The following is a 15,457-nucleotide window of genomic DNA, read 5'->3' on the forward strand; positions in this document are numbered from 1 at the left end:
CCGCGACACGGAGACCCGAGCATCATGCTGTCCAGAACCGAAACCTACGCGCAGTTGGCGTCTTCCTTCCAATGGCGCGTGCCGGCGGCCTACAACATCGGCGTGGACGCCTGCGACAAGTGGGCCGACGGCAGCGGCCGCCTGGCGCTGATCCACGAGAAAAGCGACGGCAGCCAGACGCGCTACAGCTTCGACGACATCAAGGCGCGCGCCAATCAGCTGGCCAACGCGCTGCGGCGCCAGGGCGTGCGGCGCGGCGACCGGGTGGCGGTGTACCTGCCCCAGGCGCCCGAGACCGCCGTGACCCACATCGCCGTGTACAAGCTGGGCGCGGTGGCGGTGCCGCTGTTCACCTTGTTCGGCGTTGATGCGATCCAGTACCGGCTGGCCGACAGCGGCGCCGCCGCGCTGGTCACCGACGCCGAGGGCTGCCGCCGCCTGCGCGAGATCCGCGCCACGCTGCCGGCCCTGCGGACGGTCTATTGCATCGACGGTCCGGGCGAGGGCGGGGCGCTGCCGTTTCACGCCTCGCTCGACGCCGAATCCGCGCAGTTCGAAGCCGAACCCACCGCGGCCGACGACCCGGCCGTCATCATCTACACGTCGGGCACCACCGGCAAGCCCAAGGGCGCGCTGCACGCCCACCGCGTGCTGCTCGGCCACCTGCCGGGCGTGGAGATGTCGCACGAGTTCTTTCCCGAGCACGCCTCGCTGATGTGGACGCCGGCCGACTGGGCCTGGATCGGCGGCCTGCTGGACGTGCTGCTGCCGGCCTGGCACCACGGCGTGCCGGTGCTGGCGCGGCGCTTCGAGAAATTCGACGGCGCCGCGGCCTTCGACCTGATGGCGCGCCATGGCGTCACGCACACTTTCCTGCCGCCCACCGCGCTCAAGATGATGCGCGGCGTAGCCCATCCGCCGGCGCCGGGCGCGCTGGCGCTGCGCTCGGTGGCCAGCGGCGGCGAATCGCTCGGCGCCGAGCTGATCGACTGGGGCCGCCGGGTGCTGGGCGTGACCATCAACGAGTTCTACGGCCAGACCGAATGCAACATGCTGGTGTCGTCGTGCTCATCCCTGTTCGCGCCGCGCATCGGCAGCATCGGCCGCGCCGCGCCCGGCCACCGGGTCGCCATCGTGGACGAGCAGGGCGCCGAAATGGCCGATGGGCAGGAAGGCAATATCGGCGTATTGCGGCCCGATCCGGTGATGTTCCTGGGCTACTGGAACAACCCGCAGGCCACCGCCGAGAAATTCGCCGGCGATTACCTGCTGACCGGCGACATGGGCGTGCGCGACGCCGACGGCTTCATCCGCTTCGTCGGCCGCAACGACGACGTCATCACCAGCGCCGGCTACCGCATCGGCCCCGGGCCGATCGAGGACTGCCTGCTGGGCCACCCCGCGGTGCGCATGGCCGCCGTGGTGGGCGTGCCCGACGCCGAGCGCACCGAGGTGGTGATGGCCTACGTGGTGCTGCACGACGGCGTGGCCGGCGACGAGGCGCTGGTCAAGACCTTGCAGGCGCACGTACGCAACCGCCTGGCGGCTCATGAATACCCGCGCCGCATCCGCTTTGTAACGAGTTTGCCGACCACCGCCACCGGCAAGATCATCCGCCGTTCCCTGCGCGACGGCAGCTATGCCTGAGTCCTGGCGGCGCGGCGAAAACCGGGTGACAAACCCGGTGACAAACTCGTCCGTTTGGTCGGGTTGACGGCCTGCCCGGCGCTGCAAGTATGATGGCGCAAACATGTATACGGCCCCAGTCAAACGGGGCCGTATCGCCATTAGCCTTAGTATGGAGATAACCCTGATGAATAAACCCTTGGACGGGGGCCTGGCGGCCTTGAACGTACCCGCGTACGTCAAGCATCGCGGCCTGATCGACTGGGTCGCCAGCGTCGTGGCGCTGGCCAAGCCGGACCGCGTCGAATGGTGCGATGGTTCGCAGGAAGAATACGACCGCCTCTGCGAACAGATGGTCCAGGCCGGCACCATGCGCCGCCTCAACCCGGCCAAGCGGCCCAATTCCTTCCTGGCCTGTTCCGACCCGTCGGACGTGGCGCGCGTCGAAGACCGCACCTTCATCTGCTCCGACCGTCCCGAGGACGCCGGCCCGACCAACAACTGGGCCGACCCGGCCGAAATGCGCGCCACCCTCAACGGCCTGTTCGACGGCGCCATGCGCGGCCGCACGCTGTACGTGGTGCCGTTCTCGATGGGGCCGCTGGGTTCGGACATCGCCCACATCGGCGTCGAACTGTCCGACAGCCCCTACGTCGTGGTCAACATGCGCATCATGACGCGCATGGGCAAGCAGGTCTACGACGTGCTCGGCGCCGACGGCGACTTCGTGCCGTGCGTGCACTCGGTCGGCAAGCCGCTGGCCGCCGGCGAGGCCGACGTGGCCTGGCCCTGCAACGCCACCAAGTACATCGTTCACTTCCCCAAGAGCCGCGAGATCTGGAGCTTCGGCTCGGGCTACGGCGGCAACGCGCTGCTGGGCAAGAAGTGCTTCGCGCTGCGCATCGCCTCCACCATGGGCCGCGACCAGGGCTGGCTGGCCGAACACATGCTGATCCTGGGCGTGACCTCGCCCAAGGGCCGCAAGTACCACGTCGCCGCCGCGTTCCCGTCGGCCTGCGGCAAGACCAACTTCGCCATGCTGATCCCGCCGCAGGGCATGGACGGCTGGAAGGTCACCACCATCGGCGACGACATCGCCTGGATCAAGCCGGGCGCCGACGGCCGCCTGCACGCCATCAACCCCGAGGCCGGCTATTTCGGCGTGGCCCCGGGCACCAGCGAGCAGACCAACTTCAACGCCATGGCCACGCTCAAGGCCAACGTCATCTTCACCAACGTCGCCCTGACCGACGACGGCGACGTCTGGTGGGAAGGCATGACCGACACGCCGCCGGCGCACCTGATCGACTGGCAGGGCCAGGACTGGACGCCCGCCATCGCCCGCGAAACCGGCCGCAAGGCCGCCCACCCCAACGCGCGCTTCACCGCCCCGGCGGCGCAGTGCCCGTCGATCGACCCCGAGTGGGAAAACCCGCAGGGCGTGGTGATCGACGCCTTCATCTTCGGCGGCCGCCGCTCCACCACCGTGCCGCTGGTGACCGAGGCGCGCAACTGGGTCGAAGGCGTCTACATGGCCGCCACCATGGGCTCGGAAACCACCGCCGCCGCCGTCGGCCAGCAGGGCGTGGTGCGGCGCGATCCGTTCGCCATGCTGCCGTTCTGCGGCTACAACATGAGCGACTACTTCACGCACTGGCTCAAGCTGGGCAAGCAGCTCGAAGCCGCCGGCGCCACGCTGCCGCGCATCTACTGCGTCAACTGGTTCCGCAAGGGCCCCGACGGCAAGTTCGTCTGGCCCGGCTTCGGCGAGAACATGCGCGTGCTGCGCTGGATGCTGGGCCGCATCGACGGCCAGGCCGGCGGCGTCGACCAGGTGTTCGGCATCTCGCCCAGCTACCAGGACATCGACTGGACCGGCCTGGAATTCAGCCCCGACAAGTTCGAACAGGTCATGTCGGTCGACGACGGCGCCTGGCGCGACGAACTGGCGCTGCACGACGAGCTGTTCGGCCAACTGGCCCAGGGCCTGCCCGACGACCTGCCCGCCGCCAAGGCCCGGATCGAAGGCCGTCTGGCCGCCTGAGCCTGCCGCGCCGCGGGCGACCGCAGGTCAGCCGCCCGCGTCTGCGCCGGTCGCGCTGATATCGGCCACGCGTCAGCCGGCCGCGCCCAAGCCGGCCGCACCTCAGCCGGCCACGCCTGAGCCGGCCGCGCCCGACCCCAAACCCGCGCAGGGTGACGTGCGCGGGTTTTTTTACGGCACAATCGTTCCATGCACCTCGACGCCGAAGACCTCGCCAAGATCACCGAACTGACCCTGGCCCACTACGAAGAAAGCGCCCAGTCCTTCGAGGCCGGCACGCGCGACCACGACGTCAGCCAGAACATCGCCGCGCTGCTGCGCCATATCGACGGCGAGCCGCCCTACGACATCCTCGACCTCGGCTGCGGCCCCGGCCGCGACCTCAAGACCTTCGCCGCCCTCGGCCACCGCCCCGTCGGCCTGGACGGCACCCCCAGCTTCGTCGCCATGGCCCGCGCCGCCAGCGGCCGTGAAGTCTGGCACCAGGACTTCCTACGCCTGCAACTGCCCGCGGCCCGCTTCGACGGCATCTTCGCCAACGCCGTCCTGTTCCACGTCCCCACCCAGGAACTGCCCCGCGTCCTGCGCGACCTGCGCGCCACCCTCAAACCCGGCGGCGTCCTCTTCAGCTCCAACCCCCGCGGCGGCAACCAGGAAGGCTGGAACCGCGGCCGCTACGGCGCCTACCACGACCTGGCCGGCTGGCGCACCCTGCTGCAAGCCGCGGGCTTCGAAGAACTCGAACACTACTACCGCCCCGACGGCCTCCCTCGCGAACAACAACCCTGGCTCGCCAGTGTGTGGAGAAGGGCGGACTGACCGCACGACGCGATACACGCGTCACCTTCCGCTCCCCGCATCGGTGAAATGGCCAACCTCTCTCTATCTCCCAGCAAGTTGCGGAAGATGGATATGCATCGATCACCGGCGCGCAGCGCATTCGCCACCCCCTCAAACGCTTGGACGCCAATCTTGGCCGCCCGCGCGGCCAGGATTGGCAGCCCTGAAAATTCCCTTCCCTGACCACAGGTCCTGCAGCGCGACAGACCAAGACGCACGTAGCCCCTCGGGCGGGCGCAGTCGGTGGCGGGCAACCTCGATGCGCCCGAGGGAATCTGAAGCCCAATAGTCGTCATTCACGACGCCCGTGACGAAGAAACTGTCTTCGTGGCTGCACCTGTGGCAAGGTGGAATGCCGCTCAGGTAAAGACCGACCTTCCAATGGTGCGTGTTTGCCCACGCCCGTACTGAAGCATGGCCCCGGGTGACGTCACCGACATTGGCGAGCACACGCTTAGCGCGTGCATCCCGTTTGAGAGAGTGAGTACAACGACGTACCCATGCCTGGCGGCATTCCGTTAGCGATGATGGAGCAAGCCATGTCACCTCGCAAGTCCGATGCAACCCTAAGCCTGGCCCATCCCGATGCCGCGGGCATCGACATCGGGTCGGCCAGCCACTTCGTTGCCGTGCCTCATGACCGCGACGACCAACCTGTCCGCGAGTTCAAGAGCTTTACGGCCGATTTGTATCGCCTAGCGCAATGGCTCAAGGACTGCGGCGTTACCGCCGTGGCCATGGAGTCCACCGGCGTTTACTGGATCCCGCTTTATGAGCTGCTCGATAGCCAGGGTTTCACCGTTTACCTGGTCAACGCCCGTCACGTGAAGAACGTCTCGGGCCGCAAGTCCGATGTCCTGGACTGCCAGTGGCTGCAACAGCTCATGAGCTATGGCCTGTTGGCCGGCGCCTTCCGTCCCTCTGACGAGATTTGCGTCTTGCGCGAGTTCTCGCGCCAGCGCGAGATGCTGCTTGCCTCGCAGGTGCGCCACGTGCAGCACATGCAGAAGGCACTTGCCCAGATGAACATTCAGCTCACGCAAGTGCTGTCGGACGTGGTCGGGGTCACCGGTCAGGCCATCATCCGCGCCATCGTCGGTGGCGAGCGCGACCCGCATGCACTGGCCCGCCTGAAGAAGCGCCAGGTCAAGGCCAGCGAGGACGATATCGCTGCCGCGCTGCAAGGCAACTGGCGTCACGAGCACTTGTTCGCGCTGCGGCAAGCGCTGGCCCTGTACGACACCTATCAACAACTGCTCAACGATTGCGATCAGCACATCCAAGCCGAACTGCACAAACTGCACCGCCATGACGGCGATCCGGGCAAGTCGCAGCGCCGCTGGCCCAAAAAGGCCATGGCCTTCGATCTGCGCACGCATCTATTTGCCATGTGCGGCGTGGACCTGACCCGCATCAACGGCATCGACGAGATGACTGCCTTTACCGTCCTGGCCGAGGTCGGTCCGGACATGAACCGCTTCCCTTCGGCCAAGCACTTCGCTTCGTGGTTAGGCTTGTGCCCGGGCACACGCATCTCCGGAGGCAAGGTTCTGAACGGCGCCACCAAACGCTCACCCAACCGCGCCGCACAGGCCCTGCGTCTGGCGGCAATGGCGCTACGTCACAGCCAGTCCGCTTTAGGCGCCTACTACCGAAGGCTGTGCGCTCGCCTGGACAAGCGGCGCGCCATCACCGCAGCCGCGCACAAACTGGCTCGACTGATTTACACCCTACTGACCAAAGGGTCCGAATACGTCGACCAAGGTGAGCTGTACTACGAAGAACGCCACCGCCAACGCGTCCTGCATCACCTGACAAAACGTGCAGAGACCATGGGCTACAGCTTGGTGCCGTTAACCGCCTCAGGAGAAACCAATGAGGTATCAATGACTTAAGTGGAGTTTCTTGAGAGGCAGTCGCCGCAGGCGACAACGAAGATGACAACGGGGCAGTCCGGAGCGAACGCTCCGGACCGCAATCGTGGGCGCCCGCCACCGACTGCGCCCGCCCGAGGGGCAGCCTACGAAGCAGAGCCGGCCTACGAAGCAGAGCCGGCCTACGAAGCAGAGCCGGCCTACGAAGCCCATCACCCTGACCACCCCCTTCCCAGGCGAACAAAGCAAAGCACAAACCGGATACCCACCGCAGCCACCGGCCATCCCCCCCTGACGGCCATCAACCCCCCCGCAATACCCGCACTCCCCGGATACCCACCGCCAAATCCGGCTACCCCCCAGCAAGCGCCCAGCCGCAACATCCGCCTCACGATCTCAGCAATCCAGGAGGCAAGCAAATGAAGGGACTGGCCCACAAAACCGCCATCGTCACCGGCGGCGCCACGCTGATCGGCGCCGGCGTCGTCGCCGCGCTGCGCGCCAACGGCGTACGCGTCGCCATCTTCGACATCGACGCCGACGGCGCCGCCCGCGTCGCCGCCACCGACCCCGACGGCATCCGCGCCTGGCCGCTCGACATCACCGACGACGCGCAACTGGCCCGCGCCGTCGCCGAGGTCGCCGTCCACTTCGGCCGCATCGATTACCTGGTAAACCTCGCCGCCACCTACCTCGACGACGGCGCCGCCTCCGGCCGCGCCGACTGGCTGCGCGCCCTGGACATCAACGTCGTCAGCGCCGTCATGGCCGCCCGCGCCGTGCATCCGCACCTGGTGGCCGCCGGCGGCGGCGCCATCGTCAACTTCACCAGCATCTCGTCGCGCGTGGCGCAGACCGGCCGCTGGCTCTACCCGGTCTCCAAGGCCGCGCTGCTGCAGGTCACCCGCAGCCTGGCGATGGACTACGCCGGCGGCCGCATCCGCGTCAATTCCGTGTCGCCCGGCTGGACCTGGTCGCGGGTCATGGACGAACTGACCCAGGGCGACCGCGCCAAGACCGATCGGGTCGCCGCCGACTTCCACCTGCTGGGCCGCGCCGGCGATCCGGCCGAAGTGGCCGAGGTGGTCGCCTTCCTGCTGTCGGACCACGCCAGCTTCGTCACCGGCGCCGACTACGCCGTCGACGGCGGCTACTCCGCCATGGGCCCCGAACAGGCCCGTCCCGCCATCCCGCGCCTGGCCGAATAAGGCCGGCCTCACCGCTCATCGGCCCGCCAGGATCCCGGCGGACCCGCACACCAAACAGGAGAAGCATCATGCGTCGAATCGCGATCGTCGGAGGAGGGCAGGCCGGCCTGCCGTTGGCCCTGGGCCTGCTGGACAAGGGCTACGAGGTGACCGTGGTCACCAACCGCGAGCCCGATGACATCCGCCGCGGCAAGGTCATGTCCAGCCAGTGCATGTTCGATGCCTCGCTGCAGATCGAGCGCGACCTGGGCCTGAACCAGTGGGAAGCCGACTGTCCGCCGGTCGAAGGCATCGGCCTGGCCGTGCCGCATCCCGAGCGCCCCGGCCACAAGCTGATCGACTGGGCCGCGCGCCTGGACCGTCCGGCGCAGGCGGTGGACCAGCGCATCAAGATGCCGGCCTGGATGGAATTGTTCGCCGCCCGCGGCGGCCGCCTGCTGATCCAGGATGGCGGCGTGGCCGAGCTGGAGCTGCTGGCCGCCTCGCATGACCTGGTGCTGCTGGCCGCCGGCAAGGGCGACGTGGTCAGGCTGTTCGAGCGCGACACCGCGCGCTCGCGCTTCGACAAGCCGCAGCGCGCGCTGGCCTTGACCTACGTGCACGGCATGCGCCCGGCGCCGGTGTTCTCGCGGGTCGCCTTCAACCTGATTCCCGGCGTCGGCGAGTACTTCGTGTTTCCCGCGCTCACCACCACCGGCCCCTGCGAAATCATGGTGTTCGAAGGCGTGCCGGGCGGCCCGATGGACTGCTGGCGCGATATCAAGACGCCGCAGGACCATCTGGCCAGGAGCCTGGACATCCTGCGCACCTTCCTGCCCTGGGAGGCCGAGCGCTGCGCATCGGTCGAACTGACCGACGCCAACGGCATCCTGGCCGGCAGCTTCGCGCCCACGGTGCGCAAGCCGGTCATGACCCTGCCGTCCGGCCGCCTGGTGTTCGGCCTGGGCGACGCCGTTGTCACCAACGACCCCATCACCGGCCAGGGCTCGAACAACGCCACCAAGGCCTGCGCCGTCTACCTGGAGGCGATCCTGGCGCGCGGCGACCAGCCCTTCACCGCCGACTGGATGCGGCAGACCTTCGAGCGCTTCTGGGACTACGCCAGCGCCGTGGTCGACTGGACCAACTCGATGCTGCTGCCGCCGCCGCCGCATCTGCTGCACCTGCTGCAGGCCGCCGGCGACGCGCCCGCGCTGGCCAGCGCCATCGCCAACGGCTTCAACCATCCGCCCAACTTCTTTCCGTGGTGGACCGACGCCACCGCCTGCGAGGCCTTCATCGCCGAAAAATCCACCCGGGCGGCGGCGTGATGGCGGCCCTGGACTGGGGCAGCACCGACCTGCACCCCAAGGTCCTGCGCGGCGTGCTGGGCAGCTATCCGACGGGCGTGGCCATCGTCGCCACGCGCTGTCCGGACGGCCGCAAGGTCGGGCTGACCATCAACTCCTTCGCCTCGCTGTCGCTCGATCCGCCGCTGGTGCTGTGGAGCCTGGTGAACCGCTCGCCCAACCTGGCGGCGTTCCGCGACTGCGACCACTTCACCATCAGCGTGCTGGCCTGCGGCCAGGAGGCGCTGGCGCGGCGCTTCGCCGATCCGGCGGTGCCCGACAAGTTCGAAGGCGCCGAGCTGCACGAGGTGCCCGAGGGCGTGCCCGCCATCGCCGGCGCCGTGGCCACGCTGGTCTGCGCCAACGACCAGCAGAGTCCGGCGGGCGACCACCTGCTGCTGTTCGGCCGGGTGCTGCGCGTGGCCAGCCTGGAGGCCACGCCGCTGGTGTTTCACGCGGGACGCTTCACGGCGCTGACCCTATGATGCCCTTATCTTCCGCCTCCGACGCCCAGATCATCGTGGTGGGCAGCGGCATGAATTCGCTGGTGTGCGCCGCGCTGCTGGCGCAGCGCGGCAAATCGGTGCTGGTGCTGGAGCGCAACGACCGCCTGGGCGGCTGCATCCGCACCGAGGAACTGTTTCCCGGCTACCGCCATGACGTGCTGTCGAGCTGGTATCCGCTGTTTGTCGGCGGTCCCGCCTACGCCGCCCTCAAGCCGGCCCTGCAGGCGGCCGGCCTGGAATTCGCCCAGTGCGACTACGCCACCGGCCTGGCGCTGCCCGACGGCAGCGGCATCGCCCTCAAGCAGGACATCGCGGACAGCGCGCGGCGCCTGGACGCGTGGGCGCCCGGCGACGGCGCCGCGTTCGGCGCCATGGCGCAACGCCTGTTCGGCGAAGACGCCGCGCTGACCTTCGGCCTGCTGGGCCAGAACCCCTATGGCGCCGGCATGCTCAAGCTGCTGTTCGGCGAGTGGCGCCGGCGCGGCCTGGACGGGCTGATGGCGTTCGCCGCCGATTCGCTGGAGAGCTTTCGCCGCTGGTCGGACCGTGAATTGCAATCCGACGCGGCGCGCGCGCTGATCGCGCCCTGGGTGCTGCACACCGGCCTGGGACCGGACGACGCCTGTTCGGCGCTGATCGGCAAGCTGACCTTCGCCGCGGTGGTGGCCGGCGGCATGCCGGTGGTCAAGGGCGGCAGCCAGGGCGTGGTGGACGCCCTGGTCAAGGTCATCGAGCACCACGGCGGCCGGTTGCGGACCGGCGCCGCCGTCGAACGCATCCTGACGCATGGCGAAGGCCGCCGCCGCCGCGCCGTCGGCGTCGTGGCCGCCGGCCGCGAGTACCGCGCCGGCGAGGCCGTGGTCTGCAACGTCACGCCCGGCCAGTTGTACGGCACGCTGCTGCCCGACGCGCCCGAGCCGGTGCGGCGCCGCGCCGCCGGCTACCGCCATGGCCGCGGCGGCATGCAGATCCATTTCGCGCTCGACGCGCCGCCCGGCTGGCGCACGCCCGAACTGCGCCACGTGCCGCTGGTGCACCTGACCGAGAGCATGGAGCAGGTCTGCGCGTCGGTCACCGAGGCCAACAACGGCCTGTTGCCGGCGCGGCCCACGCTGGCCATCGGCCAGCCGGTCGCCGTCGATCCGTCGCGCGCGCCGGCCGGCGGCTGGATCCTGTGGGTGCAGATGCAGGAGCTGCCGGCGCGCGTCAAGGGCGATGCCGCCGGCCTGATCGACACGCCCGCCGACGGCCGCTGGACCGAGGCCCTGCGCGAGGCCGTCGCCGATCGCGTGCAGGCGCGGCTGGAGCCGGTCATGCCCGGCCTGGCGCAACGCATCGTCGGCCGCCGCAGCTACTCGCCGGCCGACCTGGAGGCGCTGAACTGCAACCTGGTGGGCGGCGATCCTTACGCGGGCATCTGTTCGCCCGACCAGTTCTTCTGGCTGCGCCCGTTCGCCGGCAGCCAGGGCGCGCGTGGCCACCGCACGCCGCTGCGCAACCTTTTCCACATCGGCGCCGCCACCCACCCGGGTCCCGGACTGGGCGGCGGTTCCGGCTATCTCGTCGCACAACATCTCGCGCCCCGCGGGGGCACGAGCGGAACATGAAGAGACACCTGACACGGCGGCTGGCTTGCGCCGCGGCATTGGCGCTGGCCGGCGGCGTGGCGCAAGCCACCGAAGGCGGCGGCCTGGGCATCTATCCGGACGGCCTGGAGAACTTCATGTCGGGCGCGCTGCCGCCGCCCGGGGTGCACATGCTGGTCTACGGCGGCGGCGCGCGCTACGACAAGCTGCGCGGCAACGACGGCGAGCGCCTGCCGGTGCCGGACTTCAAGGTCGACGTCAACGTGCTGGCCCCGCGCCTGATCTGGGTCACGCCGCAGCAGGTGCTGGGCGGCCAACTGGCCTTCCACGCCATCGCGCCGCTGCTGGACGTCACCTTCAAGGCCGGCGGCCAGCGCTACCGCAGCACCGGCCTGGGCGACATGACGCTGGGCGTGGCGCTGGGCTATCACCTGTCCGAATCGCTGCACTACGTGGTCGGCCTGGACATGTACGCGCCCACCGGCGAATACGACCGCAAGGACCCGTCCAGCCTCGGCAAGAACTACTGGACCGCCCAGCCCGTGTTCGCGCTCAGCCGCATCAGCCCGGACGGCTTCAATGCCGACCTGAAGCTGATGTACGACTTCAATTTCCGCAACTCCGCCACCGACACCCGCTCGGGCCAGGCCATCCACGCCGACTACGCGGTGGGTTGGGGCGTGGGCAAGGGCTGGGTGCTGGGCGTGGGCGGGCATGCCTTCCAGCAGGTCACCGACGACACGGGTCCCAACAGCGCCGCCGGCCGCGCCCGCGCTTTCGGCGTTGGGCCGTCGGTGCGCTACATGAACGACCGCGGCTGGCTGTTCACCGCCAAGTGGCAGCAGGAATTCCAGGTCAAGAACCGGCCGGAGGGCGCGCAGCTGTACGTCAAACTGGCGATTCCGTTCTAGGGCCCGCGCCCGGCTCCTTTCAGGATAGACAGGCCCTTGGGCTACCTGCGGCGGGCCGGGCCGGCAGCGGGCCCGCCTCGGGGAAGGGGGCGGTGGCAAGGCGGGCGTCGCCCGCCCGCCGCCGCGAATGGGCTAGACTCAAGGCTCTCTTCGCTTCAAGCAGCCATCCATGATTGTCAAAGCCTTGCGTGCCGGTGTGGGTCAACTGATTGTCCTGGGCGATGCGCTGACGCGCCCGCGCCCGCGGCAACGCTCGGCCCAAGGCCAGGCCGCCGTCGACCGCGAGGCGGCCGCGCTGTCGCTCTACCAGTTCCATGCCTGTCCGTTCTGCGTCAAGACGCGGCGCGCCATCCACCGCCTGAACGTGCCCGTGGCGCTGCGCGATGCCAAGGGGGATCCCCAGGCGCGCGCCGAATTGCAGGCCGGCGGCGGCAAGGTCAAGGTGCCGTGCCTGCGCATCGAGGAAGCGGGCGGCACGCGCTGGATGTACGAGTCCAGCGACATCATCGCCTACCTTGAACAACGCTACGCCAACGTGGCCTGACGCGGCGGCTCCATGACACGCCCCGCCCGCCGCCTGGCTCTCCTGACCCTGTGCGCGGCCGTGGCGCTGGCGGGCTGCGACTCGTCGCTGCCGCCGCCGCCCGCCGGGTCCAGGCTCACGGCGGAAACCCTGGCCACCCAGGAAACGCCGCCCGAACGCCAGTTCAAGGGCACCTTGGCGGGCAAGCCCATCCACCTGCTCATGCATGAATGCAAGGTCTACAAGGTGGAACCGGCGGAAGGCGATAACGTCGCCTGGACGCAGGTGCTGGAAGGCGATTTCTCCCTGTTGCCCACACTCTGCGTGCGCCAGGAACTGACGGCGGGCAAGGGCTTCGTGCAGGCCTTCATCGGCCGCCAGGCGTTCGGCGCCGGCGGCTGCTGCACCGGCACCCCGGAATACCGCTCGACCGACGGGCTGACCTGGAAGCCGCGCTGAACGCCACGCTGAACGTCGCACTGAACGCCACGTTGAATGCCGAACGGAATGCCGCAATGAACGCCGTCAGCGTGAGCGGACGATCGTTTGCGATTGGCCATCCCCAGGGTTGTCTGAACGCAAGGCCTGGCCAGTCCTGACAAAGTTGCCGCGTCAGCCGTGCCGGCGCACGCTCTGGCTGGGGCTTTCGCCGTAACGCGCCTTGTAGCCGGCGCTGAAACGTCCCAGGTGCGCAAAACCCCAGCGCAACGCCACGCCCGCGACGTTCTGGCATTCGCCTGACAGCAGTTCGGCGCGCGCCCGCTCCATGCGCAGATCGCGCAGATAGTGCATGGGGCTGATGCCCAGGAATTCCTTGAAGCCGGCATACAGGCTGCGCACGCTGACTCCCGCGATGCGCGCCAACTGCTCGGCGCTGACCGGCTCGTGCGCATGCGCCTGCAAGTAATCCTGCACGCAGCGCACGTGGCGCGGCAGCACCGCGCCGCGGCGGCCCGCCGGCGTGGCGCTGTAGTTGTGGGGCAGGGCGGACAGCAGCGTCGCCGCCACCAGTTGTTCCATCTGGTGCACGATCAGCTTGTGCTCGGCCAGGTCGGCGTGCTGCGAGGAACAGTCCAGCAGATACGCCATCAGGCAGCGCCAGGCCGGACACTCGCGCCAGCGGAACCCCAGTTGGAAGCGCAGCGGCCGATCCAGCGTACAGCCCAGGTGGCCCACCAGGGTGCGTTCCAGCAGGGAGCGGCCCACCCGCAACATGAACTGGTCGTTGTCGTCGGCCCAATGCATCGCCAGGTCGTCATCCGGGCTCACCACCGATGCCACGTCCGGGGTCGAATCCACCCGCTGCGGCCCGCTCTCGATCAGCGCGGCGCCCGACAGCGGCATCTGCACCAGGAAGAAGTCCTCCAGCGGGCCCGGCCGGATCTCGACGTTCGCGCCGTAGCGCAGCCGGTTCAGCGATACTTCGCCCAGCGGCTGGTGATGCATGCGCGCATTCAGGCGCTGCGTCGATCCGACCACGCCCAGGTGGTGCGGCCGCATCACGCGGCCCACCATGGCGCGTGCTTCGTCCAGGTCGCCCGAGGCGAACAGTTGCTGCGCGGGTGTCGCCAGGATGGTGTCGATGCGCCACCCCGCGGCGCCGGCCATGGCCCCGGCGGCCGCGCGCGGCCCGGCGGCTTGCCATGATGTCTCGGCATCGGACTGCGTCGTGTTCAGCATGGCCGGGATTCCTTGCTCAGGTCCTGATGTCCGGCGGGCAGCGGCCGCCGGTTCCCCTGGCGGCCACGTCCGTGGCGCGCCTTTATGATGGTCCTCATAGTAAAACGCCGCGCCCCGGGCGGGACTGCTGGAAAACCCGTCCCGCCGGGCATGGGACTATCCGTTTTTTGCGCTGGCTGTCCAGGGCGTGCGGGAAAGCGTCCGGCGCCGGCCGGCCGTTAACGCTCGAGGCAGATGGACACCGGTTCGGTCAGCCGGCGGGCTGGCGCGGGAACCCGCCCGCGCCAGCCCTCGAACCGCCTACTTATCGAGCCAGGGCGCTTCCTTCCAGAGCGCCTGGAATTCCGCTTCGCCGGCCGCCAGTTCCTTGGCGTACTCCGGGGGCGCCAGATAACGCAGCGGCGCGAACATGTCCCTGGCCTTGGCCTGGAACTCCGGATCGTCCACCGTGCGTTTCACGGCGGCGACGAGCTTGGCGCGCACGTCGTCGGGCAAGCCCTTGGGCGCGGCCAGTCCTCGCAGCGACGCCAGTTCGAAATCGAAGCCCTGTTCCTTGAAGGTAGGCACGTCCGGCAGCGCCGCCGAACGCGTCTTGCCCATCTGCCCCAGCATGCGCAATGGGGTGCCGCCTTTCTGGTACTGCAGCGCTTCGCCCACGTTGATGGCGCCGATCGTGATCTCGCCGCTGGCCAGCGCGCCCCGCACCTCGCCCGCGCCCTTGTAGGGGATGTGGCTGAGCTTGCTGCCGGACACGCGTTCGAAGCGCAGCATGGCCAGGTGGTCGTCGGAGCCCGTGCCGGTGGTGCCCACCGTGACCTTGCCCGGGTTCTTCTTGGCGTAGGCGGAAAGGTCGGCCAGGGTCTTGATCGGATTGTCGTTCCGCACCGAAAACGCGCCGGGATCGTCGATCAGGTTGCCCAGCAGATCGAAGCTGCGCCAGGTGAAGCTGGTCTTGCGTTCGATGGGAATCGTCAACAGGTTCGGCGTGTTGATGAAGCCGATGGTGTAGCCGTCGGGCTGGGCCCGCGCCAGCTCCGAGAAACCAATCGCGCCGCCCGCGCCAGGGCGGTTCAGCACGACGATGCGGGCATCGCCGCCCAGGTATTTTTGCAGATAGGGCGCCATCATGCGCGCCACCAGGTCGGTGCCGCCGCCCGGCCCGTAAGACACGATCAGGTTGATCGGATGTTCGGGGTAGCCGGCCGCTTGCGCGCCGCCGCTGAACAGGGCGGCGCCCGCCAGCAAGGCTGCCAGCGCGCGCAGCGTCCCGCGTTTATTGTGTTTTTGCATGGTTTGTCTCCTTGGTATGTGGCCGGGGCCTGCCTGCCTCG

At 69.0% G+C, this 15,457-nt stretch carries 13 protein-coding genes; 11 read left to right on the forward strand and 2 right to left on the reverse strand.

From position 1 onward, the window contains the following. Positions 1 to 24: 24 nt before the first annotated feature. The 11 genes from AAID08_RS10325 to AAID08_RS10375 all read left to right on the forward strand — a co-directional run bounded on the left by AAID08_RS10325 (position 25) and on the right by AAID08_RS10375 (position 12,905). The gene (locus AAID08_RS10325) at positions 25 to 1,647 is read left to right on the forward strand and encodes an acyl-CoA synthetase (RefSeq protein ID WP_395757604.1); all 1,623 of its coding nucleotides are present in this window, start codon (positions 25 to 27) and stop codon (positions 1,645 to 1,647) included. Between the two features lie 166 nt (positions 1,648 to 1,813). Continuing rightward, entirely contained in the window at positions 1,814 to 3,670 is a 1,857-nt protein-coding gene (locus AAID08_RS10330; RefSeq protein ID WP_059269881.1) for a phosphoenolpyruvate carboxykinase (GTP), read from the forward strand. 189 nt (positions 3,671 to 3,859) lie between these two features. Then, positions 3,860 to 4,489, forward strand: coding sequence for a class I SAM-dependent methyltransferase (locus tag AAID08_RS10335; RefSeq protein WP_116792112.1), 630 nt, complete (start codon positions 3,860 to 3,862; stop codon positions 4,487 to 4,489). A gap of 560 nt (positions 4,490 to 5,049) precedes the next feature. Further along, positions 5,050 to 6,405 (forward strand): IS110 family transposase, encoded by a 1,356-nt coding sequence (locus AAID08_RS10340; protein WP_049073553.1) that lies wholly within the window; start codon positions 5,050 to 5,052, stop codon positions 6,403 to 6,405. Positions 6,406 to 6,803: 398 nt separating this feature from the next. Next, positions 6,804 to 7,592 (forward strand): SDR family oxidoreductase, encoded by a 789-nt coding sequence (locus AAID08_RS10345; RefSeq protein WP_395757605.1) that lies wholly within the window; start codon positions 6,804 to 6,806, stop codon positions 7,590 to 7,592. Positions 7,593 to 7,660: 68 nt separating this feature from the next. Continuing rightward, the gene (locus AAID08_RS10350) at positions 7,661 to 8,902 is read left to right on the forward strand and encodes a styrene monooxygenase/indole monooxygenase family protein (protein WP_395757606.1); all 1,242 of its coding nucleotides are present in this window, start codon (positions 7,661 to 7,663) and stop codon (positions 8,900 to 8,902) included. Beyond that, positions 8,902 to 9,405 (forward strand): flavin reductase family protein, encoded by a 504-nt coding sequence (locus tag AAID08_RS10355; protein ID WP_054432234.1) that lies wholly within the window; start codon positions 8,902 to 8,904, stop codon positions 9,403 to 9,405. The genes AAID08_RS10350 and AAID08_RS10355 overlap by 1 nt, the downstream gene beginning before the upstream one ends. Next, the gene (locus AAID08_RS10360) at positions 9,405 to 11,033 is read left to right on the forward strand and encodes a phytoene desaturase family protein (RefSeq protein ID WP_395757812.1); all 1,629 of its coding nucleotides are present in this window, start codon (positions 9,405 to 9,407) and stop codon (positions 11,031 to 11,033) included. Before AAID08_RS10355 ends, AAID08_RS10360 begins: the two co-directional genes overlap by 1 nt. Continuing rightward, positions 11,030 to 11,923 carry a transporter gene (locus AAID08_RS10365; protein WP_064523599.1) on the forward strand — a complete coding sequence of 298 codons (894 nt, stop codon included), beginning with the start codon at positions 11,030 to 11,032 and terminating at the stop codon, positions 11,921 to 11,923. Before AAID08_RS10360 ends, AAID08_RS10365 begins: the two co-directional genes overlap by 4 nt. 169 nt (positions 11,924 to 12,092) lie before the next feature. Continuing rightward, positions 12,093 to 12,467 carry a glutathione S-transferase N-terminal domain-containing protein gene (locus AAID08_RS10370; protein WP_049074789.1) on the forward strand — a complete coding sequence of 125 codons (375 nt, stop codon included), beginning with the start codon at positions 12,093 to 12,095 and terminating at the stop codon, positions 12,465 to 12,467. 12 nt (positions 12,468 to 12,479) lie between these two features. Further along, positions 12,480 to 12,905, forward strand: coding sequence for a hypothetical protein (locus AAID08_RS10375; RefSeq protein ID WP_395757607.1), 426 nt, complete (start codon positions 12,480 to 12,482; stop codon positions 12,903 to 12,905). 153 nt (positions 12,906 to 13,058) lie between these two features. Here the strand turns inward: AAID08_RS10375 and AAID08_RS10380 are convergent, their stop codons facing one another. Both AAID08_RS10380 and AAID08_RS10385 read right to left on the reverse strand, forming a co-directional pair. Continuing rightward, positions 13,059 to 14,126, reverse strand: a complete 1,068-nt coding sequence (locus tag AAID08_RS10380) for an AraC family transcriptional regulator (protein WP_175168079.1) — start codon at positions 14,124 to 14,126, stop codon at positions 13,059 to 13,061. Positions 14,127 to 14,426: 300 nt separating this feature from the next. Continuing rightward, a complete protein-coding gene (locus AAID08_RS10385) occupies positions 14,427 to 15,416 on the reverse strand; it encodes a tripartite tricarboxylate transporter substrate binding protein (protein ID WP_395757608.1) in 990 nt (329 codons plus the stop codon). Between the last annotated feature and the right edge of the window lie 41 nt (positions 15,417 to 15,457).

This window comes from Achromobacter sp. EB05, from assembly GCF_044232075.1.
GTDB classification, from domain to species: domain Bacteria; phylum Pseudomonadota; class Gammaproteobacteria; order Burkholderiales; family Burkholderiaceae_B; genus Achromobacter; species Achromobacter dolens.

Bases quoted from the DNA above. Each gene is read 5' to 3' on its own strand.
- AAID08_RS10325 (WP_395757604.1), top strand. From the start codon at position 25: ATGCTGTCCAGAACCGAAACCTACGCGCAGTTGGCGTCTTCCTTCCAA.
- AAID08_RS10330 (WP_059269881.1), top strand. From the start codon at position 1,814: ATGAATAAACCCTTGGACGGGGGCCTGGCGGCCTTGAACGTACCCGCG.
- AAID08_RS10335 (WP_116792112.1), top strand. From the start codon at position 3,860: ATGCACCTCGACGCCGAAGACCTCGCCAAGATCACCGAACTGACCCTG.
- AAID08_RS10340 (WP_049073553.1), top strand. From the start codon at position 5,050: ATGTCACCTCGCAAGTCCGATGCAACCCTAAGCCTGGCCCATCCCGAT.
- AAID08_RS10345 (WP_395757605.1), top strand. From the start codon at position 6,804: ATGAAGGGACTGGCCCACAAAACCGCCATCGTCACCGGCGGCGCCACG.
- AAID08_RS10350 (WP_395757606.1), top strand. From the start codon at position 7,661: ATGCGTCGAATCGCGATCGTCGGAGGAGGGCAGGCCGGCCTGCCGTTG.
- AAID08_RS10355 (WP_054432234.1), top strand. From the start codon at position 8,902: ATGGCGGCCCTGGACTGGGGCAGCACCGACCTGCACCCCAAGGTCCTG.
- AAID08_RS10360 (WP_395757812.1), top strand. From the start codon at position 9,405: ATGCCCTTATCTTCCGCCTCCGACGCCCAGATCATCGTGGTGGGCAGC.
- AAID08_RS10365 (WP_064523599.1), top strand. From the start codon at position 11,030: ATGAAGAGACACCTGACACGGCGGCTGGCTTGCGCCGCGGCATTGGCG.
- AAID08_RS10370 (WP_049074789.1), top strand. From the start codon at position 12,093: ATGATTGTCAAAGCCTTGCGTGCCGGTGTGGGTCAACTGATTGTCCTG.
- AAID08_RS10375 (WP_395757607.1), top strand. From the start codon at position 12,480: ATGACACGCCCCGCCCGCCGCCTGGCTCTCCTGACCCTGTGCGCGGCC.
- AAID08_RS10380 (WP_175168079.1), bottom strand. From the start codon at position 14,126: ATGCTGAACACGACGCAGTCCGATGCCGAGACATCATGGCAAGCCGCC.
- AAID08_RS10385 (WP_395757608.1), bottom strand. From the start codon at position 15,416: ATGCAAAAACACAATAAACGCGGGACGCTGCGCGCGCTGGCAGCCTTG.